Annotated in this window: 17 protein-coding genes, 1 tRNA gene and 1 other annotated feature; of the genes, 8 read left to right on the forward strand and 10 right to left on the reverse strand. The window is 42.1% G+C overall.

The features are described from left to right. Positions 1–37: 37 nt before the first annotated feature. A complete protein-coding gene (locus T543_RS02375; RefSeq protein ID WP_242839445.1) occupies positions 38–1,441 on the reverse strand; it encodes a dihydroorotase in 1,404 nt (467 codons plus the stop codon). An 84-nt stretch (positions 1,442–1,525) separates the two neighbouring features. On the opposite strand from T543_RS02375, the gene T543_RS02380 reads away from it, so the two are divergent. Beyond that, on the forward strand, positions 1,526–2,257 hold the full coding sequence (locus T543_RS02380; protein WP_035765300.1) for a lysophospholipid acyltransferase family protein: 732 nt from the start codon (positions 1,526–1,528) through the stop codon (positions 2,255–2,257). 17 nt (positions 2,258–2,274) lie between these two features. Here T543_RS02380 and T543_RS02385 read toward each other — a convergent pair whose 3' ends face one another. The 6 genes from T543_RS02385 to T543_RS02410 form a co-directional block, all read right to left on the reverse strand. Beyond that, positions 2,275–3,477, reverse strand: a complete 1,203-nt coding sequence (locus T543_RS02385) for a D-alanine--D-alanine ligase family protein (protein WP_035765302.1) — start codon at positions 3,475–3,477, stop codon at positions 2,275–2,277. 78 nt (positions 3,478–3,555) lie between these two features. Further along, entirely contained in the window at positions 3,556–5,124 is a 1,569-nt protein-coding gene (locus T543_RS02390; protein WP_035765304.1) for a Mur ligase family protein, read from the reverse strand. Between the two features lie 13 nt (positions 5,125–5,137). Further along, entirely contained in the window at positions 5,138–5,926 is a 789-nt protein-coding gene (locus T543_RS02395) for an alpha/beta fold hydrolase (protein WP_035765305.1), read from the reverse strand. A 4-nt stretch (positions 5,927–5,930) separates the two neighbouring features. Continuing rightward, positions 5,931–7,490, reverse strand: a complete 1,560-nt coding sequence (locus T543_RS02400) for a glycoside hydrolase family 9 protein (protein ID WP_081829895.1) — start codon at positions 7,488–7,490, stop codon at positions 5,931–5,933. Between the two features lie 6 nt (positions 7,491–7,496). Beyond that, positions 7,497–9,794, reverse strand: coding sequence for a hydratase (locus T543_RS02405; RefSeq protein WP_035765310.1), 2,298 nt, complete (start codon positions 9,792–9,794; stop codon positions 7,497–7,499). 32 nt (positions 9,795–9,826) lie between these two features. After that, complete coding sequence (locus T543_RS02410; RefSeq protein WP_035765313.1) at positions 9,827–12,298, reverse strand: glycogen/starch/alpha-glucan phosphorylase; 2,472 nt, start codon at positions 12,296–12,298, stop codon at positions 9,827–9,829. Positions 12,299–12,526: 228 nt separating this feature from the next. Here T543_RS02410 and T543_RS02415 point away from each other — a divergent pair, with 228 nt between their 5' ends. From T543_RS02415 to deoC, 5 genes are all read left to right on the forward strand, one after another. Beyond that, positions 12,527–13,798: a BMP family lipoprotein gene (locus tag T543_RS02415; protein ID WP_242839446.1), complete on the forward strand. Its 1,272-nt coding sequence runs from the start codon at positions 12,527–12,529 to the stop codon at positions 13,796–13,798. Between the two features lie 190 nt (positions 13,799–13,988). Next, positions 13,989–15,524, forward strand: coding sequence for an ABC transporter ATP-binding protein (locus T543_RS02420; RefSeq protein WP_035765316.1), 1,536 nt, complete (start codon positions 13,989–13,991; stop codon positions 15,522–15,524). A gap of 2 nt (positions 15,525–15,526) precedes the next feature. Then, positions 15,527–16,672 carry an ABC transporter permease gene (locus T543_RS02425; protein ID WP_035765319.1) on the forward strand — a complete coding sequence of 382 codons (1,146 nt, stop codon included), beginning with the start codon at positions 15,527–15,529 and terminating at the stop codon, positions 16,670–16,672. A 4-nt stretch (positions 16,673–16,676) separates the two neighbouring features. After that, entirely contained in the window at positions 16,677–17,621 is a 945-nt protein-coding gene (locus tag T543_RS02430) for an ABC transporter permease (RefSeq protein WP_035765322.1), read from the forward strand. 115 nt (positions 17,622–17,736) lie between these two features. Further along, entirely contained in the window at positions 17,737–18,396 is a 660-nt protein-coding gene (deoC, locus tag T543_RS02435; RefSeq protein ID WP_035765883.1) for a deoxyribose-phosphate aldolase, read from the forward strand. A 116-nt stretch (positions 18,397–18,512) separates the two neighbouring features. Here deoC and surE read toward each other — a convergent pair whose 3' ends face one another. The 3 genes from surE to T543_RS02455 all read right to left on the reverse strand — a co-directional run bounded on the left by surE (position 18,513) and on the right by T543_RS02455 (position 23,847). Continuing rightward, positions 18,513–19,232: a 5'/3'-nucleotidase SurE gene (gene surE, locus T543_RS02440; RefSeq protein ID WP_242839447.1), complete on the reverse strand. Its 720-nt coding sequence runs from the start codon at positions 19,230–19,232 to the stop codon at positions 18,513–18,515. Between the two features lie 124 nt (positions 19,233–19,356). Continuing rightward, complete coding sequence (gene ileS, locus T543_RS02445; protein WP_035765324.1) at positions 19,357–22,548, reverse strand: isoleucine--tRNA ligase; 3,192 nt, start codon at positions 22,546–22,548, stop codon at positions 19,357–19,359. A gap of 97 nt (positions 22,549–22,645) precedes the next feature. Beyond that, positions 22,646–22,938, reverse strand: a binding site (T-box leader). A gap of 78 nt (positions 22,939–23,016) precedes the next feature. Next, positions 23,017–23,847 carry a TrmH family RNA methyltransferase gene (locus T543_RS02455; protein ID WP_035765328.1) on the reverse strand — a complete coding sequence of 277 codons (831 nt, stop codon included), beginning with the start codon at positions 23,845–23,847 and terminating at the stop codon, positions 23,017–23,019. A 186-nt stretch (positions 23,848–24,033) separates the two neighbouring features. On the opposite strand from T543_RS02455, the gene T543_RS02460 reads away from it, so the two are divergent. Further along, a complete protein-coding gene (locus T543_RS02460; protein WP_035765330.1) occupies positions 24,034–24,357 on the forward strand; it encodes a hypothetical protein in 324 nt (107 codons plus the stop codon). A gap of 162 nt (positions 24,358–24,519) precedes the next feature. Continuing rightward, positions 24,520–24,592: transfer RNA gene (locus T543_RS02465), tRNA-Gly, on the forward strand. The last annotated feature ends 236 nt before the right edge of the window (positions 24,593–24,828 follow it).

Below are 24,828 nucleotides of genomic sequence, written 5' to 3' on the forward strand. Positions count from 1 at the left end.
TCAATACGTTTCCTGTTTTTTTGAGAAAAAACAGGCTTCACACAACCTTGCCAGCGCAGATTGTGTAATGGATCTTTCCCGGAAGCTCCCACCCGGTAAACGGGCTGTTTACTGCTTTTGATGCAAAGTCCTTAACTTCATAGGTCTCATTCTCACTAAAGATAACAAAATCTGCAGGTCCTCCCTCGTAGATCCTGCCAAGCGGAAATCCTACTATTTCCTCTTCGTTATTATCATTTATCATTGTCTTAGTTGTCATCAGGTTGTAAATATCAGCAGGATTACATGTCATAGCTGAAAGCATCGTCATAAGGCTCATGTATCCCGGCTTTACCAGTTCCCTTATTCCAAGTCCCAGAGATGTTTCAAGACCTGTTATTCCGCTGGGTGCTTTTTCAAATGTTACTGCCTTTTCTTCCCTGGTATGCGGTGCATGATCTGTAGCTATCGTCTCTATTGTTCCATCTGCAATGCCCTGTATTATAGCCTGTCTGTCCTCTTCTTTTCTAAGAGGCGGGTTCATCTTGGCATAAGTCCCGTATTTGGCTACAGCGCTGTCTGTCAGTGTAAAGTGATGCGGCGTTGCCTCAGCATGAATTCTCTTATTTGTCTTTCTTGCCTGTCTTATCATATCCACAGCTTCTTTTGTACTTATGTGCTGCACGGTGATATGAGCGCCTGTTTTTTCCGCTAGCTCTATATCTCTTTTTACCATGGATATCTCAGCTTCTCTTGGAGAGCCCGTAAGTCCAAGGGCCTTAGCTGCCTCGCCTGCATTAACTCCGTTTTGAGTGATAAACTCCGGATTTTCTTCATGTAGGCTTAAAACCATTCCCAGCTTTTCAGATATCCTGCAGGCTTCTTCCATATTTGCTGCATTTGTAATAGGTTTTCCGTCATCTGTAAAAAGGGCTACGCCCTGCCTTATGTATTTGTCTCCATCAGCAACGAAGCCAGCGGATAAGAGCTTTTCCATATCTGTTAGTTCTTTTCCAGCCATGCCTTTGGTGATATTGGCGCAGCAAAAAACTCTTATTCCTGTATTTAAGCCTTTTTTCAAAGCATACCTTATAGTCTCTTCGTTATCCATAGAAGGCTTCGTGTTGCCCATCATGACAACAGTTGTAAATCCGCCCTTTTTTGCGGCTGCTGCCCCTGTTTCTATGTCTTCTTTATCCGTAAAACCGGGATCTCTGAAGTGGACATGTGCATCTATAAGTCCGGGAGCAACTATCATTCCTGCTGCATCTATCTCAACAAGCTCCTCAGGCTCACTTGTTGTTAGTCCCATGGCTTTCATGGAGATGCTCTCTAAAGCCATATCGCATAAACTTCCGCACATTCCGATCTTTGCTATTGTGTCGCCGTCTACCAGAATGTCTCTGTATGCATCAGTTCCCGTAGCAGGATCCATCATTCTGCCGTTTTTTATCAGTAGCACTCTAAATTGCCTCCTTATATGAAAATCGAATATAATTAATGTTATACTAAAGCGTATAGCAAAATAGATATTGGAGAGTTAGTAATGATCAGATTAATTTTAGTTTTTTTATTTTTGCTGTGTTTCTTTATAATCAGCATTCCCATCCAGCTTATTCTCTGGATTGTCGGCAAGTTCAATGAAAATGCCAAAAAGCATATCTCTCTTGCCATCGTATCAAAAGCATTCAAAGTTGTCGCTTTTCTCTCAGGAGTTAAGCTCACAGTCATCGGAGAAGAGAATGTTCCAAAGGACACCTCCGTTCTCTACATCGGAAATCACAGAAGTTACTTCGATATCGTTATTTCCTATTCAAGAGTTCCGAGGCTCACAGGTTATATCGCCAAAAAGGAAATACTCAAGGTTCCGATCCTTTCAACCTGGATGCGTTATATGGACTGCCTGTTCCTCGACAGGAAGGATATCCGTCAGGGACTTGAAGTTATCCTCACAGCAATCGACAAGGTTAAGAACGGCATTTCCATTACAATCTATCCTGAAGGAACCCGTAACGGAAAAGATGAAATGCTTCCGTTCCACAAGGGAAGTTTCAAGATTGCCCAGAAGACAGGTTGTCCGATCGTTCCTATGACGATCTGCAATTCAAATGCCATATTTGAAGATCATCTGCCATTCTTTAAAAAAGCTCATGTAATCCTCGAGTACGGAAATCCAATATATCCCAACGAATTATCTGCAGAGGATAAGAAAAACATTGATACCTACTGCTATAACATTATCAAAGAAACTTATGAAAAAAACAAGGTGCAGATATAATGCACCTTGTTTTTTATTTACATCTTACTTCCCTTTGATCCGCCACCTAAATGTACACCTTCAAGTACATTGGTCTCAAAAGAGAACACAAGCTTATGTGCCTCTCTGTCCTGCTTAACAGCTATGTCGATCATATCATCAAGAAGCTGAGTATACCTTTTTCCGAGGGGTTCCCATAAATAGAATGAAAGAGAACCGGGAATTGTATTTATTTCATTAAGATATATGTTTCCGGTTTCTTCATCAAGCATGAAGTCTATTCTGGAAACACCGCTGCAGCCAAGGCATTTGAAAGCATCTACTGCCATCTTTCTTACCTGGTCTCTCTGCTCTTTGGTAATATCTGCAGGAATTTTTCTCTTAAGAGAAGCCATTCCCTTGGAGCCACCTGTCTTAGCGCCGCCCTTAGAACCATTTCCGCCGATATATTTATCCTCAAAGCTAAGGATCTCATCTGAGTTTATAGGCTCTTCGCACTCAGAAGCCTCTGCATTTTCATAATCACCAAGGACTGAGCAGTTAATCTCTTTAAGCTTTACGATAGCGGGCTCAACGAGAACTTTCTTTGAGAACTCAAATGCAAGCTCCATTGCCTCTTTGAGCTCGTCTCTGTTTGAAGCCTTTGAAATACCGATACTTGAACCGAGGTTGATAGGTTTAACGATCACAGGATACTTGAACTTCTCCTCGATGCTGTCATACATCTTCTCAGGTTCTTCATTGTCAGTCCATGTATAAACCTTGCAGTCAAGGACAGAAATGCCATTATCCTTAAGGACTGTCTTCATTACGTATTTGTTCATTCCAACTGCTGATGAAAGAACGTCGCATCCTACAACCGGAAGACCAAGTGTCTGTAAAAATCCTGTAAGTACGCCATCCTCAACATTTGTTCCATGAACGATAGGGAATGCGATATCAACGCTTGAAATAACATTGTTTCCAAAGAGCTTTTGAGGATAACGCACAAGATTTACCTTGTTGCCATCCTTAACCCAGATAACCTTGGTGCTCTTTTTGATGAGGTCATTCATGTGGGTGTATTCTTCGATCTTGTCTACATGCTCACCTACATAAAAATCATTGTTCTTGGAGATGTAAACGGGAATGACATCATATTTTTCTCTGTTTATATATCCTATTGCCTGAATAGCTGAGATAATTGAAATCTCATGCTCAGTACTGTTTCCGCCAAATAAAACTGCTAACTTAAGCTTCAAAAATAACACTTCCTTTCAAAATCCATATTCCATCTTTTGCTCACAGAATATTATAAGTATCCTGAAAAATATTGCAACTTATGTATAGTTATCGGGAAGGTCATTTTCAAGTAGTATGACTTTCTGTTTTCCTGCATCTATCTCATACATAAGAGAAACTGCGCTATCGAGAGTTTCTTTTACAAACAACTTATCTTCCGAAAAACCTGCTTCCAAAGCTCCTTCCCTTATAGGTCTTACGTGATCTCCACCTACAAGTATCATATAGTCGCAGGATGAAGCAGCCTGTTTTCCGAATTCCTTGTTGAACTCATCCTCTTTTTCGCCAAGCTCTACCATTCCGGGAGTAACAAGGATCCTTACGCTGTCTTTAAATTTGCAAAGTGTATCGAGTGCTCTCTTTGCGCCGTTTGGATTGGCATTATAAGCATCATCGATTATAGTTACGTTTCCGTGCTTTTTAAGCTCCTGTCTGTGAGGTGCCGGAACCAGTCTTCTTACCGCCATCTGCAGCTTCTTAAGCGGAATTCCAAGCTTGTTTGCCATCGCAATTGCACCGACTACATTGGTTACGTTGTGTTCGCCAAGAAGCTTCATAGTAAAGTCGCAGGTCTCACCCGAAGGAGTAGTAACCTTAAATGAAGCACCGTCTTTACTGAAGGTAATATCTGTTGCTCTGTAATCACATTTTTCACTTGTTCCGTATGTGATCGCATCCTTGTAGCGGAGATTATCCATTATGTTTACGTCATCTCCGTTTACAAACTTAAGTCCTGTGCTGCTCTTTTCATCTACTGCATCCAAAAGCTCAAACTTGGTATTTATGATATTCTCCATGGAATGGAAGGTCTCAAGATGCTGCGGTCCTATTGATGTCACTATTCCATCATCCGGATGAACAATATCTGTTATCTCTTTAATATCATGTACATGTCTTGCACCCATTTCACAGATGAAGATCTCATGCATAGGTGTAAGGTCACCTCTTATTGTTCTAATTATACCCATGGGTGTATTGAAGCTCTCAGGTGTCATAAGCACTCTGAAGCCTTCTGCAAGAAGTGTGCAAAGGTAATACTTTACGCTGGTTTTTCCGTAGCTTCCGGTAATACCTATTATCTTAAGATTAGGATGCTCATTAAGAATTCTCTGTGCATCTTTTATATACCAGTCATTTATTTTCTTCTCAACAGGCTTATTTATGAGGTTTGTAAGCGCGGCGACAAGAGGAAGAAATCCCATGTAGATTGCAAGGACGTATTGTGCGTTTGGCAGTGCAAAATACAAAGTGACAACTACTGCAAACAAGAGTACATAAGTTACAAAAAGTCTGCTAACTCTCTTTGTCACAACAAACTTCTTCTTTGCTTTCTTTGGCAGATACTGAATTACAAGGAAAACCAAAAATGCAAAGGAAATCCAGGTAAGTACCGTTATCATATGGGTATCAGCTATAAAGCCTGCTATTGCATATACGCACAAAAAACCTATATGAAGTCCGTATCTTTGAGGCTTAGATCTTAAGAATCTAAAATAGCCCTGAAACTGATATGATGACAGCTGCAGCATGTGTGTGTAATATCTAAGCCCTAAGGTTGTAGCTGCTGCAAATGCGATCCAAAATAATATCTTTGTCAAAATGCTCATATATAAAGCCCTCTTACATTTCTATATTTAAAAAGCTTCCAAGAATCTTATTATACATATATACGTTATCAAGGAAAGAGTAGTGTCCGGCACCCGGTATCACCGCAAGTCCGGCATTAGGCATTAATTTTTCCATCTGCTGTCCGTCTGATAAAGGTGTTGCGGTATCCTGATCTCCCCAAATTAGAAGTGCAGGCATCGATACCTTTGGCATATACGGGGCAAGGTCCTCGTTTACTACCTTTACAAGACTCTTTCTCATTATGGGAGATGCGGCTGCATAATCAGCAGATCCGAATTTTTTCTGAAGGCTCTCTATAGTCCCCGGAAAAGCCTTGGCAATTCCCGTCTTTGTCAGGATATTCTTGTAGAATTTGTATCTCTTTGTTCTTGATGACTGTTTTCCTGAAGGTACAGGCTTGATACCTGCACTGTCAGTAAGGATCACTCTCGGGATTTCAAAACCAAGTTCAGAAGCATCCTTCGTTCCTATCATTTTGATAATGACTCTGCCTCCCATAGAATGACCAAGGAACATTATTTCCTTCTCATCCGGATACAATTTTTTTATAAAATGCAAAACAAAGTCCACAAAGTCGCTTACTTCAAAAGCATCTTTTGGCTCATCGCTTTTTCCAAAGCCGGGCATATCCATTCCGACTACATGATATTTCTTTTTGGCAAATTTAAAAATGGTGTCAAAAAGGTCTACATTTGAGCCCCATCCGTGAAGAAGCACCAGTAAAGGGCCTTCTCCCTCATCTCTGTAATATATATTTAATCCGTCTATCTCTGCGTTCATCAGATTACTCCTTAATTACACTGAGCATGAAAATAAACTTGGCATTTAAAAGAGGCTCATTCATTATTCCCGTGCCTTCTCCTGTTTCAAGATAGGTGTGTTCTGTATTGTCTGTTACGTAATTGACCGCTTCCCTGTTCCTTCCCATCAGAAAGTGGGCGTGGTTTTCAATTATCGTTGTGTACTCATAATTATATATGATGTGGTCGGTTATGGTTATGACTCTCATATCATCAAGGATCCTTGAATGATCGGACGTGTCTGTAACCATGTAGGCTGAATTCCTTGCAGCCTGTGCTATTTTTGAAGCTTTCTTCATAAGCAGCTTCATTATTGTTGAGCAGATATCAACATTTACCTTCTGGCTTGTTGATATATATGTGATGCTTCCAAGGAAAATATCCTCATCTTCATTGAAAAGAGTGGAATAGTCCGCTTTTCCAAAGAATGCTGTAAGCACCTTCTCATAGTCTGTTGAGCCGGTAGCTCTGTACAGCTGCGCTGCCGCATGAAAACAGAGTGCACTCTTATTTACATCCTCAGTATTTACAAAAAGGTTATATGCTCTGTCCGCACATTTAAGGCACCTTGTTGCAAAGTCAGGATCAAAGCTCTGATAGTGGTAGCTAAAGTCGGCAAGCAGTGCAGCAAACCTTATTGTTGCCTCCATTGTAATGGGTGTTACCTCGACTTTACTTTGAGAGATATCTCCACCATCCCCGGTTGTTATCGCTGAGCCGTAAACACCACCGGTTCTCTCATCCTGCATCTTTATAAGCCAATCAATTTCATATTTTATTTCATCCAGAATATCGGGCACTCCGTTTCCGCTTTCCGGAATTCCCACATCATCGCCCATCTTCTCCGGATTCATCTCATAGGCTAGAAGAAGGTTCTGGGCAATCCTGCATCCCTGTGCAACATCTCTGTCCGCCTGAGCATCAAGGTGCCACCCTCCCGTTACATCAAGTGTGACGGATGGATCCTCCTGAAGATATGCATTCTCAGTATGGCAAGCCGCGTGAGAGTCCTCTCCTGCGAAGCTGTCAGATAGATTCATTCCGCATCTGTTTCTGTAATAGGTCTTGCTGGCCTCATTAAAAATCTCATCATATAGATCATTCTGTATCCTGAAGCTGTAAGAACTACCTATTGTGTCAGCATAGATATAGTAGCTTCCGTCAGTTGTAAGGTCGGTAAAATATCCCTGCCTTGTTACTTCTCCGGTCTCCTTATCTATGACTTCATCGCGCATCTGACCAGTGTATTCCAGTTCATCTGTATCAAGATTGTAAACATAGAAAACATCCGGAAGGTTTTCCCCCCTAAATATCACCGACTTCTCAGCCCCTGTCCTATAGCCGTTCTGATCTATAAGAGCACCGGGGACAACTGTAGGTACTTCATAAACGACACCAGGAGCAGGGTCTGCTTTTGGCGTCTCCTGCTCCGATGCTGAAGTCTCATTTGTAGCTGCGCTATTGCCTGCGCAGCCTGTTGTAAATGTCATGGCAACAGCAAGTGCCATGCTCAATCCATTTTTCAAAAACTTATTTCGTATCATAAAAAGTTATTTCTTTCCGGCACGGTTATAATTTATGAGACAACCATCAAGAATGATCTCTCTTTCATTATCCGTAAGGTCGCCAAGTGTCATTGTAAATTCCTTAACAGCACCGTTTGAAATAGCAACCGCCTTGATTTTTTCTGCCTTATCCTCAACTGCTTTTCTGATTCCCGGAAGGAAAATATAGTCTTCGTTCTTAAAAGGAAGATCTCCTTTTTCTATAACGAGCGGAAGCATTCCCCAGTTGATAAGGTTTGATCTGTATCTCTTTGTTGCATATTCATTCGCAACATTTGCCCAGCCGCCAAGAACCTTCTGGCAGGAAGCAGCCTGCTCTCTTGCAGAACCATCACCGGGTTTTACTGCAAAGATAGTAGATCCTATTCCTGTGTTAGCTGCTGTAACTTCAGGATACTGAGCCTTAATATTTTTAACTACATCCTGAATCTCTGAGCTTAAGTTGTCAAATGCCTCTTCCTTAAGTCTCTTTTCCTCTTCAGCATGAACAGCTTTTGCTCTGCCTACATACTCAGGATCCTTTCTTGAGAGAGTAAACTCTGCAAGACCTATAGGATTTGATCTGTATGATGATGTTTCGCCTGAAGGAATAAGCTCATCAGTTGTAGTAACAGGATCGTGAATCTCTGATACAACTTTAAGGAGCAGGTTATCTGTAAGCGCTGACATCTTCGGCCAGTCCTTGATGTTGGGACCAAACTGAAGCTCACAGTCAGGCTCTGCAACTCCGTGCGAATCAAATACGCGGTTTGCATAGATTTCCTTGTCGAAATAATATGTATATTTATTGAACTTGCCGTCAAAAGCAGTAGCAGGTGTGAGTACGCCCTGATTAGCTGCAGTTGCCGCAATAGATCTTGCATCCATAAGAGCAACTGATGCGATCTGTCCGTTCTGAACCTTTGAACCCTCTCTGTTGGGGAAGTTACGGGTTGAGTGACGGATACTGAACGCATTATTTGCAGGTGTGTCTCCTGCGCCAAAGCAGGGACCACAGAATGCTGTCTTTAAGATAGCACCTGTTTCAAGGATTTTAGCTGCAACACCGTTCTTTACTATTTCCATGAAAATAGGTGTAGATGCAGGATATACACTTAATGTAAATCTGTCATTACCTATAAATCTGCCCTCTAAGATATCAGCAGCTGCGCAGATATTTTCAAATCCGCCACCTGCGCATCCGGCAATGACGCCCTGATCTACCATGAATTTGCCGTCTTTTATCTTATTCTTAAGTGAGTATTCTACCTTATCGCCAAAGCTTACCTTTGCTCTCTTTTCAACATCTGCGATTATGTCTTCAAGGTTTGCGTTGACTTCATCGATCTCATAAGTATTGCTTGGATGGAAAGGCATAGCGATCATAGGCTTAATTGTGCTAAGGTCAACCTCAACTACTCCGTCGTAATAAGCTATTTCTCCGGGTTTTAATTCCTTGTAATCGCCGCTTCTTCCGTGTATTTCATAGAAGTTTTTGATCTCATCATCGGTCTGCCAGATAGATGAAAGGCAGGTTGTCTCCGTAGTCATAACGTCGATTCCGATCCTGAAATCAGCACTAAGTGATGATACGCCGGGACCTACAAATTCCATTACCTTATTTTTTACATAACCATCACCAAATACCTTGCCAATTATCGCAAGAGCTACGTCCTGAGGACCAACTCCGGGCGCAGGCTCTCCTGTAAGGTAAATAGCTACAACGTCAGGCATGTTGATATCATAGGTCTGTCCAAGGAGCTGTTTTACAAGCTCGGGACCACCTTCACCCATAGCCATTGTTCCAAGAGCTCCGTATCTTGTGTGAGAGTCAGAGCCAAGGATCATTCCTCCGCCTGTTGCAAGCATCTCTCTTGCAAACTGGTGGATAACAGCCTGGTGCGGCGGAACATAGATTCCGCCGTATTTTCTGGCTGCTGTAAGACCATACATGTGGTCATCTTCATTTATTGTTCCGCCAACTGCGCAAAGTGAGTTATGACAGTTTGTAAGTACATATGGGATAGGGAACTTTTCAAGTCCTGATGCCCTTGCGGTCTGGATAATTCCGACATAAGTTATGTCATGGCTTGTAAGCTTGTCAAACTTTACATTCAGCTTATCCATATTTCCGGATGTATTGTGAGCCTTTAAAATACTGTAGGCTATGGTATTCTTCTTAGCCTCAGCCTTATCAGCCGCCTTACCTGTTTTTGCCTGTATCTGTTTTTCCGCGTCTATCCCATCCGGAATGAGTTCCATTCCATTAATCAGATATCCCCCCGCCTGTAACGTACTTACCATTAACTGCATTCCTCCTTAAAAAATTTTGCCTATTAAATATTGAGCTTATCTATATGCCAGATTTCATCAACATATTCCTGAATAGTTCTGTCAGATGAAAACTTACCGCTGCTTGCTGTGTTTAGAATTGCCATCTTTGCCCACTTCTTCTGATCTCTGTAAGCTTCGGAAATATTTCTCTGTGCCTCAGCATAAGAGTTGAAGTCCTTCAAAATGAAATACTGGTCTGCCTTGTTAGAGTTTATTGTATTTAGAAGTGAATTGTAAAGCGGTCTGAAAAGTTCTCTGTCTCTTGAGAAGGTTCCGTCAACAAGGCGATCAAGTGTCTTCCTGACATTGGGATCCTTTTCATATATTTCTCCGGGGTTATATCCGCCATTCTTTTCATAGGCGATTACTTCCTCAGAGGTAAGACCGAATATGAACATATTCTCCTTGCCGACCTCTTCAAGCATCTCAACGTTTGCGCCGTCAAGCGTTCCCAGAGTGATAGCTCCGTTAAGCATCATCTTCATATTACCGGTTCCTGATGCTTCCTTACTTGCTGTTGAAATCTGCTCTGAAATGTCAGCGGCAGCAAAAATAAGTTCAGCATTTGAAACTTTGTAATCCTCAATGAATACTACTTTAAGTTTGCCATTAATACTAGTATCATTATTAATCACATCTGCAACAGAGTTGATTAATTTTATAGTGAGTTTTGCTGTCTGATAACCTGCAGCAGCTTTTGCTCCGAAAATATATGTCTTGGGGCACATATCAAGATCCGGATGCTCCTTAATCAGATCATACAGATAAATTACATGTAATATATTAAGGAACTGTCTCTTGTATTCATGAAGTCTCTTTACCTGACAGTCGAATATAGACTTAGGATCAACCTCTATTCCGTTGTGCTTTAAGATATACTTTGCAAGGCGCTTCTTATTCTGAAGTTTGATATCCATGAACTCTTTCTGCGCCTTCTTATCTGTAGCCAGTTCTTTTAAGCCGGAAATAACAGACAGATCGGTTATCCATCCGTCTCCTACCTTATCTGTTATCCAGTCTGCAAGAAGCGGATTGGCATGCATAAGGAATCGTCTCTGAGTGATACCGTTTGTCTTATTATTGAACTTATCCGGGAACATCTCATAGAAGTCCTTAAGTTCACGCTGTTTTAATATCTCGGTATGAAGTCTTGCAACACCGTTTACAGAATGACCGCCCACAATTGCAAGGTGCGCCATCTTAACCTGATTGTCATAGAGAATAGCCATACTTCTTATCTTGCCCTGTACATCTATACTCGGGAGATTGGAGTACTTTCTCATGATCTGGTCTACAAATCTTCTGTTTATCTCATCTACTATCTGGTAAATTCTGGGAAGCAGTCTCTGGAAGAGGTCAATTGGCCATTTTTCCAAAGCTTCTGCCATGATCGTATGGTTTGTGTAACAGCAGGTCTTCATGGTAACATCCCACGCGGTATCCCACGGGAGATAATACTCATCCATAAGCAGTCTCATAAGTTCTGCGACTGCTACTGTCGGATGTGTGTCGTTTAGCTGGAAAACAGCTTTTTCATAAAACTTGCTGATATCATCGTGTTTTCTTAAGTATCTCTTAAGCGCAGTCTGAACAGATGCAGAAATAAAGAAATACTGCTGCTTAAGTCTAAGTTCTTTTCCTGCGATATGATTATCATTGGGATAAAGCACTTCGCAGAGCTGACTTGCCAGGTTTTCCTGTTCTACAGCCTTCTGGTAGTCACCCTTATCAAATGAGTCGAGCTCAAAGCAGTTTACAGGCTCAGCATCCCAGATACGGAGCGTATTCACAAAGCCGTTGCCGTATCCTATAACGGGCAGGTCATAGGGGATAGCCCTTACTGACTGATATCCTTCCTGTCGGAAGATATTTCGTCCTCTGTCATCAACAAAAACATTTACATAGCCGCCGAATTTTACTTCTTTTGCATATTCGGGACGACGAAGTTCGAAAGGATTGCCGTACTCAAGCCAGTTATCCGGCACTTCAACCTGATAACCATCGCTTATTTTCTGGCGAAACATTCCATATTTATATCTGATTCCGCATCCATAGGCAAGATAGCCAAGTGTGGACAGAGAGTCAAGGAAACATGCGGCAAGTCTTCCAAGACCACCGTTTCCAAGAGCGGGATCCGGCTCCTGATCCTCTATAAGGTTAATATCCACTCCCAGTTCATCGAGTGCATCTTTAACATCCTTATAAGCCTGCAGGTTAATAAGGTTATTACCAAGCGCTCTTCCCATCAGAAATTCCATGGACATGTAGTAAACAATCTTGGGATCCTGTTCACTTGCCGCCTTCTGTGTCGTCATCCAATGATCGACAATTGCATCTTTTATCGCATAAGCGGATGCCTGGAATATCTCCTGGGGTGAAGCCTCCTCGATAGTCTTTCGGTAAAGTGTTTTTACATTGTAAAGTACACTTCGTTTAAAAAGTTCCTTGTCAAAAGATAATTGTTTTTTCTTCATTACACCCTCCTCATAATAGATGTAGGTACGTTAGTATTGTAACGCGAAATCAATCATCTGACTAGTTAAAGCATTATAAACTTCTTACCATAATTAATATCATTTTCGGGGTGGTAAAATATTTAACTTGTTAAAAAAGCGATATGTGATTATAATTCCTTTAGGTTGTATATATATGTTATACAACTTTCTAATGTTTATAGTTTAAAGAAAGGGAGAACAAACATTATGAAAAAGTTATTGGCTATGATGCTTACAGCATCACTCACACTCGGCCTTGTAGCTTGTGGCGGTTCATCTTCTGAGCCTGCAGCAGATACAGCTGAGGAAACAACTGTTGAAGAAGCTGCTGAAGAGACAGCTGAAGAAGCAACAGAAGAGGCAACAGAAGAGGCTGCTGAGGAAACAGAAGAAGCAGCTGAAGAAACAACAGAGGAGTCAGCTGATGCTGAGACAGCAGCTGCCGGCGACTACAAGATCGCTATGATCACAGACTCCGGTGACATCACAGATATGTCATTCAACCAGACAACATACGAAGCTTCAAAGGCATTCGCTGAGGCTAACGGTGTTGACTATCAGTACTACAAACCCACAGAAGATTCAAACGAAGCACGTGTTGCTGCATTCGATAACGCTGTAGCTGACGGTTACAACGTAATCATCGTTCCCGGCTATCTTTTCGCTGAAATGATTGCAACTGTTGCTGAGGAGAATCCTGAAGTTACAATCATCGCTCTTGACTGCTCACAGGGTGACTTCGAAGGCGCTGGCATGGATGAGCTTCCTTCAAATGTTTGCTCATTCACATATCAGGAAGAGCTTGCTGGTTACATGGCTGGCTATGCTGTAGTTAAGGAAGGCTACAAGAAGCTTGGTTTCCTTGGCGGTATGGCAGTTCCTGCAGTTATCCGTTATGGTTATGGTTTCGTTCAGGGTGCTAACGATGCAGCTAAAGAAGACGGCGTTGAGTCAGACGTAGAAGTTAACTATGTTTACGGCGGACAGTTCTTCGGTGATGAGTCTATCACAGCTGTTATGGATACATGGTATCAGGGCGGCACAGAGATCGTATTCGCTTGCGGCGGCGGTATCTTCAATTCAGCTGGTGAGGCTGCTAAGAAGGTAGGCGGCAAGGTTGTTGGTGTAGACGTTGACCAGTCCGGCACAATCGATGGTCTTTACGGTGATGGCGTTTGCGTAACATCAGCTATGAAGGGTCTTGCTGCAACAGTTAACTCAACACTTACAGATCTCTTTGCTGGTAAGTGGGATTCATACGCTGGTAAGATCGAGAACCTTGGTCTTGTATCAGGCGATGATCCGTCACTTAACTATGTACAGCTTCCTACAGATACATGGTCAATGACAAACTTCACTGTTGATGACTACAACAAACTTGTTTCTGCTATGTATGCTGGTGACATCACAGTTTCTAGCGATATCGAGGCTATGCCTTCAACAGATATCACTGTTACAGAATTTGATAACATTCACTAATTAAATGCTTTTATGAAGGGGAAGGAGCAATCCTTCCCTTTTTATACCCAAAACACGGCACATTAAAGCCATAGAAAATATCACTGTTTCATATATTCGGGTGATATTTTCTATGGTTTTACTATGCCATGAAATTAAGATATAATTATGAATAGTTAATTATTACAAATGTTAGAAAGGTGTGCCTCTTATGGAAGATTATGTAATTGAAATGTTGCATATCACGAAAGAATTCCCCGGCATAATTGCAAATGATGATATCACTTTGCAGCTTAAGCGCGGAGAAATCCATGCACTGCTTGGTGAAAACGGTGCAGGAAAAAGTACACTTATGAGTGTGCTTTTTGGCCATTACACTCCCGAGAAGGGTGTTATTAAAAAGGATGGCAAAGAAGTAAAGATCAACAACCCCAACGATGCTACTGCTCTTGGAATAGGAATGGTCCATCAGCACTTCATGCTGGTTGACATTTTCTCAGTTCTGGACAACATCATCCTTGGTTCGGAACCCTCCAAATTCGGTTTTCTTACCAAAGCTGATGCCAGAAAGAAGGTTCTTGCTCTTTCAGAAAAATACAATCTGAAGGTAGATCCCGACGCGATAATTGAAGACATTACTGTCGGAATGCAGCAGAGAGTAGAAATTCTCAAGATGCTCTACAGAGATAATGAAATTCTTATTTTCGATGAGCCTACTGCTGTTCTTACTCCTCAGGAAATCGATGAACTTATGAAGATCATGAAGGATCTGGCTGCTGAAGGAAAATCTATTCTTTTCATCACTCATAAGCTTAACGAGATCATGGCTGTAGCAGACAGATGTTCAATCCTTAGAAAAGGAAAATATATCGGTACAGTAGACGTTAAATCAACAACAAAGGAAGAGTTATCTTCCATGATGGTTGGTCGTAACGTTAAATTCGCTGTTGATAAAGAAGAAGCAAAGCCCGGCGAAGAAGTTCTTAAGGTCGAGAATGTGTGCGTTAAGAGTAAACTTCATGCAAATGATTCTGTTCACAATGTTTCATTTAATGTAAGAGCAGGTGAAATCGTTTGTATCGCAGGTATCGACGGAAACGGTCAGACCGAATTTGTCGGTGCTCTTACAGGTCTTGATGATATTTCAAGCGGCAAGATCACTCTGTGCGGCGAAGACATCACAAAGAAATCAATCCGTTACAAGAATACTCACGGAATGAGCCATATCCCTGAAGACAGACATAAGCACGGTCTTGTTCTTGATTACACTCTTGAAGAGAACATGATCCTTCAGCGTTATTTTGAGCCTGAGTTCTCACATCACGGCATTCTTAAGAAAGCTGAGATGAGAAAATATTCAGACAAGCTTGCAGCTGCTTTTGACGTTCGTTCAGGACAGGGCGCTACAACTATTGTACGTGCAATGTCAGGTGGTAACCAGCAGAAAGCTATCGCTGCCCGTGAAATGGATAGAGATCATAAGCTTTTAGTTGCTGTTCAGCCCACTCGTGGTCTTGACGTCGGCGCTATCGAAAACATTCACGAAGCTATCGTAAAAGAAAGAGATGCCGGTAACGCAATCCTTCTTGTTTCACTTGAGCTCGATGAAGTAATGAACCTCTCTGACAGAATACTTGTTATGTACGAGGGAGAAATTGTTGGTGAAGTAGATCCTAAGAATACAACTCTTCAGGAACTTGGATTATACATGTCAGGCGCTAAGCGCGACACAAGAAAGGAGGCATAAGCGTGAAAGAGAAAACAAGTATCTTTAACAAACCCGGATTTCAGACGCTGCTTGCATCCGTTTTGTGTGCAGTTCTTGGTATTTTCCTCGGATATATCATTCTGCTTCTGATGAACCCGGAACACGCTGCTGAAGGAATGTTTGCAATCCTTCGTAATTTCTTTAAATTTGCAGGCAATCAGAAAAAGCTCATGAGTGCCCTTGGATCCGTACTTGTAAAATCAGTACCTGTGATCCTTTGTGCTGAAGCTATTTTGTTTGCATTTAAGACAGGACTTTTCAATATCGGTTGTGCAGGTCAGTACACAGTAGGCATTATTGCAAGTCTTTATACTGCTCTTGCTCTTCACTGGAACTGGTTCTTCTGTGTTCTTGCTGCTATCGCTGCAGGCGCTATTTGGGGATGCATTTGCGGTTTCTTTAAAGCTTACTTCAACGTAAACGAAGTTATCGCAGGTATCATGCTTAACTGGATCGCACTTTATGTCTGCAACATTGTACTTGGTAATAAAACAGTTATGGATACAACCAAGTCCGAGACTCACAACGTAAAAGACGCAAGCCTTTTACCTGCTTTCATGAGCGAGTTCTTCGGAAAGAACAAGTACATGACAATCGCCGTTCCGCTTACTATCATAATTGCTATCCTGATCCTGTTTGTGCTCAACAAGACAACCTTTGGTTATGAGCTTAAGGCAACCGGACACAGCAAGGATGCTGCAAAATATGCCGGAATGAACGCTAAGAGAAATATCATCCTCAGCCTTGTTATTTCAGGTGCTATCGCAGGTCTTGCAGCAGGTCTTTATTACCTTACAGGTATCGAGCATTACAAGATTGCTTCTTCTGTTCCCGGAATGGGATTCTCAGGAATTGCTGTTGCTTTCCTTGGCGGTCTTCATCCTATTGGAACGATTTTTGCAGGTTTGTTCGTTACTTATATTACTCAGGGCGGACAGTATCTTAACACTAATTACTACAATCCACAGGTTGCAGATCTTATGATCGCTATAATCATCTATCTGTGCGGATTTGTTCTGTTCTTCAAGACTATAATGTCAAAACCTGTGAGCAAGCTTGGAACTGCTCCGGCTGACACTAAGAAAAACGATGCCGAAAACAAAGCGGCTGACAAGAAGGAGGTGTAAGAATATGGCTTTACTTATTCAGTACACACTAATTTTCTCCGCCGTTTTGATCCTTGTAGCTTTAGGTGGTATGTTCTCAGAACGAAGCGGTATCATCAACCTCGGTTTGGAAGGAATCATGGTATTTGGTGCTATGGCAGGCGCAATGGTAATGGTGCTTCTTCCTGAAAATGCATCCAAGTTTACCATCATTTCACTTACACTTATCGCAGCAGCCGTTGCCGGAATGATCTCATCTCTGCTTATCGCTGTTGCCTGCATTAACTTTAATGCTGATCAGACACTTATCGGAACTGCACTTAACATGCTTGCTACCGCAGCTGCGACTGTTATTATCAAAGCTTTTAACACCAGTCGTTCAAACGGAACAGACTTTTCAGCAAAACTCGACTACGTAAGAGGTCATGATGCTTTTATTTTCAACGTCGGACCTGTACAGCTTTCATGGTTTGTAGTAGTAGCTGCTCTGCTCCTTATTATCTCAATAATCGTTTTCTACAAAACAAAGTTTGCACTTAGACTCAGATCCTGCGGTGAACATCCTCAGGCTGCTGAATCAGTTGGTATCAATGTTTACGCTATGAGATATTCAGGTGTTATCATTTCAGGATTCCTTGCAGGTGTCGGCGGTATTATTTACATCGCTGCAGCAAACTCAACCTGGCACTTCGATTACGGTGTTGCCGGTGCCGGTTTCCTCTCACTTGCCGTTATGATCTTTGGTCAGTGGAAACCTGAAAGGATTGCTTGGTCTGCTGTACTGTTCGCAGTATTCAGATCGCTGTCCAACGTATATATGGGAATCGGATTCCTGCAGGCACTTCCTATTTCAGGAACTGTATACAATATCATGCCTTATGTGATCTCACTTCTCGTTCTTGCATTCACTTCCAAGAATTCAAGAGCTCCTAAGGCAGAGGGTATTCCCTATGACAAGGGCATGCGCTAATTAGTTAATTGGTTTACCTGATACCCTCTTTTACAGAGGGTATCTTAATGTAAAGGTATCGATTTCCGTTTTTTCTTCAGAGAAGATGGAATCTAAAAAAGAAAGGAACAAAACAATGGATATTAAAGAAATTCTTAATCACTGTGATCATACACTTTTAAAACAGGAAGCTACATGGGACCAGATAAAGGAAATCGCTGATGACGGTATGAAATACAATACAGCTTCAATCTGCATTCCTCCCTGCTACATTAAGAGAGCAAAAGAATATGTTGGTGATAAGCTTCAGCTTTGCACAGTTATCGGATTCCCTAACGGAAACATGACTACAGCAACAAAAGTATTTGAGACAAAAGATGCTCTTGCAAACGGTGCTGACGAAATCGATATGGTAATCAACATTGGCGAGCTTAGAGCTAAGAATTACGACTATGTTCTTAATGAAATCAAAGAGATCAAGGCTGCTTGCGGAAACAAAATCTTGAAGGTTATCATCGAGACATGCCTTCTTACTGATGAAGAGAAGATCAAGATGTGCGAGCTTGTAACAGAAGCAGGCGCTGATTACATCAAGACTTCAACAGGTTTCTCAACAGCAGGTGCTACATTCGCTGATATTGAACTTTTCTCAAAGCACATCGGCCCTAATGTAAAGATGAAGGCTGCAGGTGGTATCGGAAGCATCGCTGATGCTGAAAAGTTCATGTCACTTGGTGCTGACAGACTTGGTACAAGCAGAATCGTTAAGATCGTAAAGGAAGAGAACCTCCTTTAATACCGTCATCATTGCGCCTTGATGTGGGTGCATGATCTCTCGGGATGTTTGAAGTTTAAATAATCTAAAAAAGCTCCGCGCGGACTATATATAATCCTCGCGGAGCTTTTTATATGTTATGTTCCTACGTTATTTACTATGCCAAAGGAGATGCAGTTACCAAGGACTGCTCCATAGTCAGTACCCTCTTCCGGAACTGCCTTGTGTATTCCGTCTACCATGTATCGTTTTCCATTGTTTGCAAGTTCCTCTATGACTTTATATCTGTCGATAAAGAAGGCATTTCTTGAAACTTTTACTCCTCTTTGTATTCCTTTATAATCAGATAGGTTACAGCCCGGGAAATTGATATTTACTATCTCTCCGTACTTTAGTTTCACTTCGAGTCCGTCAGCTATCATATCCTTTAAATACGCATCTGTGACCTCATGGTTTGTCCAAACGCCCTCAGATAATGCAATTGCATGAAATCCCTGAAAAGCAGCCTCAAAAGCCGCTCCTGCGGTTGCAGAGTATTGAATATCCGTCGCAACATTATAGCCGTCATTTATTCCTGATAAAACTACATCCGGCTTCTCATCCATAACGCTCAAAGCTCCCACGCGAACGCAGTCTCCGGGAGTTCCGCTGCACGAATATGCGTGCACACCCTCCACGGGGAAATCATGTGGGTATATATCTATTGAATTTCTTAAAGAGATACTGTGAGATGCGGCACTCCTTTGATGTGAAGGAGCGACAACCCATACCTCGCCAAACTCCTTTGCCGCTTTTGCAAGTCTTATTATTCCATCTGCACTGATTCCATCATCATTAGTAATTAAGATTTTCCTCAAGTTGTTATTTGCCTCCATGATCATTTAACATAATAACGCATCCATAGCGTCTCTTTTTTTCTTAGAAAAAAAGAGACGCGGCAGCTAATGCTACCGCGTGCCTAATACTACTTTATATTATTTTTCAAACCTTCTCAACACCGATCGTAACTTTTTCTCCGTTGATATCCCATTCCTTGGAATTAGCAACGTCACTGCCGTATACTACTTCACTGGCAAGGACTTTTGTAGAAATAGATTCTTCGTTATCCTTTACGATCTTGGCGATCTTGTCATTACCGTTAACAGAGAGCTTGATGCGATCCATAACTTCGAAGCCTGAATCCTTACGCATTGTCTGAACCTTACTGATGACTTCATACATAAAGCCTTCATTTAAGAGTTCCTCTGTAAGATTGGTATCAAGAACTACTGTTACACCGTGATCCTCTGTGCTCTCGAAGCCTTCCTTCTGAGCCATATCGATAAGCAGATCCTCTTCTGTAAGTTCAACTGCTGTTCCGTCTGCGTCAAACTTAAGAGCGCCGTTTGACTTAAGTTCATCCATAGCGTTGTTGCCGTCAAGAGAGCCTAAATATTCTTTGATCTTGCCGAGTACTTTTCCATATTTAGGTCCAACAGTCTTAAGCTGAGGCTTGAATGTGTAAGTTGTAAAGTCTCTTACATCATCTGCAAATATAACTTTCTTTACATTAAGCTCATCTTCGATGATATCAAGATAGAAGTCAGAAACGGTCTTCTCAGCTTTGACATACATCTGTCCGATGGGCTGACGGTTCTTGATAGCAGCTGCATTTCTGCAAGCACGTCCAAGTACAACAATCTGAAGAACCTCATCCATATTTTCCTCAAGATCCTTATCGATAAAGCTCTCGTCTACTGCAGGGAAATCACAAAGGTGGATTGACTCCGGTGCAGTAGGATCGCTTGTACGTACAAGGTTCTGGTAGATAGACTCTGTCATGAAAGGAACCATGGGAGCTGCTGCCTTGCAGACATTTACGAGTGCTGTATAAAGGGTCATATATGCAGAAATCTTATCCTGCTCCATTCCCTTAGCCCAGAAACGCTCACGGCTTCTTCTTACATACCAGTTGGAGAGATCATCAACAAATGCATCGAGAGCCTTTCCAGCCTCAGGTATTCTGTAATTTTCAAGGTTCTTATCCACTTCACCGATCATGGTGTTCATCTTTGAGAGGATCCACTTATCCATTACAGTGAGTTTATCCTTCTCAAGTTTATATTTTCCGGCATCAAAACCATCAATATTTGCATACAGAACAAAGAATGCATAGGTATTCCAAAGTGTTCCAAGGAACTTTCTTTGTCCTTCAGAAACAGCTTTTCCTGCAAATCTTGAAGGAAGCCATGGTGCACTGTTTGTATAAAAGTACCATCTGATAGCATCTGCGCCGTATTTTTCAAGAGCTTCGAAAGGATCAACTGCGTTGCCCTTTGACTTACTCATCTTCTGTCCATTTTCATCCTGCACAAGGCCGAGTACTATAACATTTTTAAATGCAGGCTTGTTGAAGAGAAGTGTTGCCTCAGCGTGAAGTGAGTAGAACCATCCTCTTGTCTGGTCAACTGCTTCTGAGATGAACTGAGCCGGGAACTGCTTCTCGAAGAGTTCCTTGTTTTCAAAAGGATAGTGAAGCTGTGCGAAAGGCATTGCACCTGAATCGAACCAGCAGTCGATAACTTCCTTTACTCTGTGCATCTTCTTGCCACACTTAGGGCATGTGATCTCATATTTATCAATGTAAGGTCTGTGGAGCTCAACTGTCTCAGCAGAAGGATCTCCTGAGAGCTCTGCAAGCTCTTTTCTTGAGCCTACGGAAAGCTGATGTCCGCAGTCATCACACTCCCAGATATTAAGAGGAGTTCCCCAATATCTGTCACGTGAGATTCCCCAATCCTGGATGTTCTCAAGCCAGTCGCCAAAACGTCCCTTACCGATTGACTCGGGAACCCAGTTGATTTCCTTATTATTTCTGATAAGGTCATCCTTAACCTCTGTAACCTTGATGAACCATGATGAACGCGCATAGTAAAGAAGGGGTGTACCACATCTCCAGCAGTGAGGATAATCGTGCTCCATCTTAGGTGCAGAGAAGAGAAGCTTTCTTGCATCGAGATCCTTAAGTACCTCAGGATCTGCACTTACAGCACCTTCATCCATTTCCTTCTGAGTAGGCTTACAACGCATTCCTGCAAAAGGTGTCTCGGGCTTTAACTTACCTTCTGAGTCAACCATCTGAACAAGGGGTGCATCATATTTTCTACCAACTCTGGCATCATCTTCACCGAATGCAGGAGCAATGTGAACGATACCTGTACCGTCTGACATTGTTACGTAGTTATCGCAATAGATGAAGAATGCCTTCTTGTGCTGCTTCTCTGCTTCATCTGCAGCGCACTTGTAAAGAGGCTCATATTCTTTATACTCAAGATCTGTACCAACATAAGTTTCAAGAACTTCGTATGCCTTTTCGCCTTCTTCCTTTGCAAGGCTGCCGAGTACTGTATCAGCAAGAGCCTCAGCAAGGTAATATGTGTATCCGTCAGCTGCCTTAACCTTGATATACTTCTCATCAGGGTTTACGCAAAGACCGATGTTTGAAGGAAGTGTCCAGGGAGTTGTTGTCCATGCAAGGAAATATGCAACTTCTCCCTTAACCTTAAAGCGAACTACAGCTGTGCGCTCTTTGAGCTGTTTATAGCCCTGAGCAACCTCATGAGATGAAAGAGGTGTGCCACAACGAGGACAATAAGGAACTACCTTAAATCCCTTGTAAAGAAGACCCTTTTTCCAGATTTCATTAAGAGCCCACCACTCAGATTCGATGAAATTGTCATCGTATGTGATGTAAGGATGATCCATGTCAGCCCAGAATCCGACTGTACCTGAGAAATCTTCCCACATTCCCTTATATTTCCATACAGATTCCTTACATTTTTTGATGAAAGGCTCTATACCGTATTCTTCAATCTGCTCTTTTCCGTCAAGGCCAAGAAGCTTTTCAACTTCAAGCTCAACAGGAAGACCGTGTGTATCCCAGCCTGCCTTACGGGGAACTGTGTATCCCTTCATTGTGCGGTATCTCGGGATCATATCCTTGATGGCACGTGTAAGAACGTGTCCGATATGAGGCTTACCGTTTGCAGTCGGCGGTCCGTCATAGAACATATACATCTCGCCCTTGCTTCTGGTATCTACGCTCTTCTGGAAAATGTCTTCGTCTTTCCAGAATTTCTCGATCTCTTTTTCGCGGGCGACAAAATTCATGTCAGTGTCAACCTTCTTATACATTAGAAACTCCTTTCATAATGCGCTTAATTCGCATCCTTTGTGAAACGTTTTTTATCAGGAACGCAATTTCCTATGATGTAAAAAACCCCCGTCCTGTAAAAAGGACGAGGGTTAAACTCGCTGTACCACCTGTTTACAACATACTCCCCTTTGCCAAAGCTCAGGTTTTATATGGCTCTCTGTCACGGTGAGAATCCCGTCATAACCTACTCTACCGCCAAACCTCTTTGCCTGTAAGATCAAAGAATAATCAGTTGATAAGCGATCTGTATATTTCAGTCATGCAGCTCGGAAGTGATTTTCGGTAATCTGTACTCGCACCTGCTCGCACCACCCGCAGGCTCTCTGTAGCTTTTCATAATTACGTACTGTCTTCGTCATAACTTTTTCTATGCAATTAAGAATTATTGTATTCACCGGATTAAAAAATGTCAAGATAAAAACATATATATCAGCTATATATGTCACTCACTTATCCCTCAAAGCCCAGAAAGCTACTGCACTTGCAGCGGCCACATTAAGGGAATCCACTCCGTGATACATGGGTATCTTAACGCAGTAATCGCAGGAATCTATTGTTTCCTGCTTTAGTCCGTCGCCCTCTGCGCCAAGGAAAACTGCCAGTTTATCTTCTGAGTTTATCTCTTTATCATCAATCGATCTTGAATCATCCCTAAGCGCCATTGCAACTGTAGAAAAACCAAGCTTTTTTAGCTGCACAGCTCCATTTCCCCCAGGAAGAAAAGTCCAAGGTATCTGAAAAACAGTTCCCATGCTCACTCTTATAGCTCTCCTGTATAAAGGATCCGTGCAATCAGGAGAAAACAGGCAAGCATCCATTCCAAGAGCAGCCGCGCTTCGTATGATTGCCCCTGCATTTGTGGGATTTGTTACGTTTTCAAGAACGGCGATTCTTTTGGCATTTTTACATATATCTTCTACCGCAGGAAGAGGTCTTCTTTTCATCGCGCACAAAACGCCTCTCGTTAAATGAAATCCGGTTATTTCTTTGAGCACTTCATCAGGCGCCGCATAAACCGGTACATTTATATCAAGCTCATCGATTTTTCGTAAGAGCTCAACTGTTTCGCTTCCCTCCTGCAAAAGCTGCTTTTGTTCAAGAAGCAGCGAAATTGGTTCATATCCTGCATCCAGTGCACGAAAAATGACTTTAGGGCTCTCTGCTATAAATATCCCCGGCTCCGGTTCCCATATATGATAAAGCTGAACCTCCGACTGCTGTGCATACATCGTAAGTTCCGGTATGTCTATGTTTTTTGTATAAATTATTGTTTTCACTGTTATATCTCCAATGAAAAAAGTATAGCACAGGTTTCAGTTTTTCTTCAGAAAAACAGAAACCGTATTGGACTAGCCCGCTTTTGCCCGCAAGAAGTCATAGCAAAGCTTGTATATGTTTTTCTTATTTCGATATATGCTCAGTTTATACATGAAAATATTTCTGCCCAAAAGGTGGCTTGCATTGTGGTTTTCTGCGGTACTGCTCTATTTTGTATTTTGAATGCGAAAGCCCTGTCTAAAGATTTTACTACGGGAATTTCCAGCATTGCAGCAAAAGAATTAAAGGATGGAAGCATCCAAAAAAATTATGTGGTAAAAGAATATGTGCTGTCTTGTCTTGAAGTTGCTGAGGATGGAACTGATGTAAGTATTGTGGTTCCGGTAAATGCTACAAGCGATGCTCTATACGGAATGGGACTTCTGCCTGAAGCAGATTCTTTTGTAAATGTTTCTGCGGCAGGATTATATAACCTTAATTCTGTATCTGTAACTTATGATTATGAGTGATCATGAGGTATTTGCAGTATAGCTCCATCCGGTATGGAGCATAGACAAGTCAAATGGTCAGATGGACAGAAAATTGTAGCAAAAGTTTTCAAAAAAATGTTGACAGTAAATAGGTTATCGTGTAATATTCTATTTGCGTCGCGCAAGCGACTTTACATATATGCGATAGTAGCTTAGTTGGTAAAGCGCCACCTTGCCAAGGTGGAGACCGCGGGTTCGAGCCCCGTCTATCGCTCTAGTAAAACGAAAAGCACATCCATAAAGGATGTGCTTTTTGTTTTAGTGAGCGGCAGAGGAGCCACTCACCCGCGGTGCGGGATTCGTATCTCCGCTTCGCTCCGGTCGTCGCTATGCCGAGGTCCTCGCAAAGCGAGGAACGTGTCCTGCGGAGCTGGATTTAATTCTTGCAGGCAAAAGCTAAAAGCCCCAAGTGTTCAGAAAATCAGCATGACTTGGGGCTTTTGTACTTTC

This window comes from Butyrivibrio sp. NC2002 (assembly GCF_000702265.1).
GTDB lineage: Bacteria > Bacillota > Clostridia > Lachnospirales > Lachnospiraceae > Butyrivibrio.

What these genes read in the sequence shown, in the direction of transcription:
- T543_RS02390 (WP_035765304.1), bottom strand. Translation starts at nt 5,124, where the DNA reads ATGAGCATTTTGACAAAGATATTATTTTGGATCGCATTTGCAGCAGCT.
- T543_RS02415 (WP_242839446.1), top strand. Translation starts at nt 12,527, where the DNA reads ATGAAAAAGTTATTGGCTATGATGCTTACAGCATCACTCACACTCGGC.
- T543_RS02420 (WP_035765316.1), top strand. Translation starts at nt 13,989, where the DNA reads ATGGAAGATTATGTAATTGAAATGTTGCATATCACGAAAGAATTCCCC.
- T543_RS02395 (WP_035765305.1), bottom strand. Translation starts at nt 5,926, where the DNA reads ATGAACGCAGAGATAGACGGATTAAATATATATTACAGAGATGAGGGA.
- deoC (WP_035765883.1), top strand. Translation starts at nt 17,737, where the DNA reads ATGGATATTAAAGAAATTCTTAATCACTGTGATCATACACTTTTAAAA.
- ileS (WP_035765324.1), bottom strand. Translation starts at nt 22,548, where the DNA reads ATGTATAAGAAGGTTGACACTGACATGAATTTTGTCGCCCGCGAAAAA.
- T543_RS02405 (WP_035765310.1), bottom strand. Translation starts at nt 9,794, where the DNA reads ATGGTAAGTACGTTACAGGCGGGGGGATATCTGATTAATGGAATGGAA.
- T543_RS02410 (WP_035765313.1), bottom strand. Translation starts at nt 12,298, where the DNA reads ATGAAGAAAAAACAATTATCTTTTGACAAGGAACTTTTTAAACGAAGT.
- T543_RS02400 (WP_081829895.1), bottom strand. Translation starts at nt 7,490, where the DNA reads ATGATACGAAATAAGTTTTTGAAAAATGGATTGAGCATGGCACTTGCT.
- T543_RS02380 (WP_035765300.1), top strand. Translation starts at nt 1,526, where the DNA reads ATGATCAGATTAATTTTAGTTTTTTTATTTTTGCTGTGTTTCTTTATA.
- T543_RS02430 (WP_035765322.1), top strand. Translation starts at nt 16,677, where the DNA reads ATGGCTTTACTTATTCAGTACACACTAATTTTCTCCGCCGTTTTGATC.